Here is a 1829-nt window from a genome sequence, read left to right on the forward strand (position 1 = left end):
TGAAGTAGGACGTTCTTAATAAAAAAATTGTTGGAGAAGTTGGTGGAGATAAGGCAACCGTGCTGAAAAAAATCGCGTAAGCTTGTAACCTTTTGGTCTCAAACATAAAGGATACAACAACAACGTCTCACCTCTCGGAAATAGCACTGCGCAGAAGTTTAAATTCGAAGGTGTAGAGTTAGAAGAAGCTCTTGGTTATGATTCTTATGAAATGGATTTTAGGCATTATAATCCTGCTTTAGGTCGTTTTAATAGCATTGACCCTATGGCTGAAGAGCGAAATTGGCTAACCCCTTATAATTTTGTTCAAAATAACCCTATTCTTAGGGTAGACCCTACAGGTTTACTTGATGATTATGGTTTAGACACTGAAACAGGAGATTTAGTTTTTTTAAAGGAAACAGATGATAAAACAGATACCATCTATACTGGAACAATAACAGGAACAAATGATGATGGTAGCGCAAAATTTGAGAAAGATGGAAAGTCTTCTAAAACTTTTGAGAAAGGAACTAGTAATATTAAAGAAGTTACTACACAGACCGATGAAAACGGGAAGACTATAGGTTCAGGTGCGGCAAATATGCAGGGACTAGTTTTTTCGGAGGGTAATTTACAGATTGGTTTAGAGGTTATGGAGTTTATTTCTTTTGAGTCAAATATAGAATTGAATGCTTGGGGCTTTAAAAATGGTAAAGGCGAAGGGTTATATATTTCGGATTGGGTTGATAATTCTGCGGGAAAATCCTATGATAGAACAGACCCTTCTTTTGATTCTGTGATGAGAAAAGGTGGTAACAAAATTTACGGTAAAAAAACAGGAAAAGTTCATACTCATCCAGGAACTAAAGATGGACGAGGTGGTGATGGAAGGCCTAGTGGTTGTAATGGGTGTGAGTATGGAGATTTATACGTCAAACAACAAGGAAAAAATAGAAATTACCCACACTATATAAATTCAAAACTAGATGGCTGGAAAGAATATTAAATATATCTTTTTTACAATTATTTTACTAAATATAATTAGTTGTAGTAAAAAGGAAGAAAATATAGACAATATAGTTACGTCCTATATTAAAAAGGAATTAAAACAACTAAAAAATAACAATGCTATAGTATATGTTAATAACCCATCTACAGATAAAAATTTACAAGTGTATAGAATAGCACTGTATACTAATTTAATAGATGAAAGAAAAACAGTTTTACCTAATAGAGTTTTTTTAGATCATGGTGTTAAGGTTGCTTTTTTTACTAAGAAGCTTAAGACAGTTAAGGAGCGAGATAGTATAAAAAAAATACTTAAAGAAAACTTTTATTACAAAAAAGATTCTTTCCTTTCTAACTCTAATTATCCTGAATGGGTTATAATAAGTAAAGGTAATAATCAGTTAATTGAAAAAGACATGTGGTATCATCCAATTGATTCTATTATTAAAAGACATAAAAATGAAATAGAAAAATGGGATAATTAAATTTTAAAAATAATAAAGATAAAGCCACGACGAGAGTTGTGGTTTTGTTGTTTTTAGGAAAGTTGTTTTTTTACCCCTGATGGTGCTAGTATGTCCGAGTGATGCTACTGCTAGTTTTCATAACTAGTAGCGGGTATGAGTAAGAAATAGAAATTAAATTTAAAAATAGGTAGAGCCACGTTATAAGTTATTTATAGCGTGGTTTTTTATTTATAAGCTTTTTGAGTTTTATCGTCACGTAAACACATATCAATAAAATCAAAAATATACTTTTTCTTCTCTTCCGATAAATTAGAAATATCTTCAATACGCTGTAAAACTTCTTTATCCTTTACCAAAACAGAAGTGTCGCCA

General features: G+C 31.5%; 1 protein-coding gene and 1 pseudogene. Both read left to right on the forward strand.

Going from position 1 to position 1829, the window contains the following annotated elements; all coding sequences use genetic code 11:
- Positions 1 to 148 precede the first annotated feature (148 nt).
- A pseudogene (locus ACKTTQ_RS09250) lies at positions 149 to 988 on the forward strand (RHS repeat-associated core domain-containing protein); the annotation flags it as partial.
- Positions 969 to 1475 (forward strand): hypothetical protein, encoded by a 507-nt coding sequence (locus ACKTTQ_RS09255; RefSeq protein WP_408049043.1) that lies wholly within the window; start codon positions 969 to 971, stop codon positions 1473 to 1475. The pseudogene ACKTTQ_RS09250 and the gene ACKTTQ_RS09255, both read left to right, overlap by 20 nt.
- The last annotated feature ends 354 nt before the right edge of the window (positions 1476 to 1829 follow it).

It is taken from the genome of Tenacibaculum halocynthiae (assembly GCF_964512825.1).
Taxonomy (GTDB): domain Bacteria; phylum Bacteroidota; class Bacteroidia; order Flavobacteriales; family Flavobacteriaceae; genus Polaribacter; species Polaribacter halocynthiae.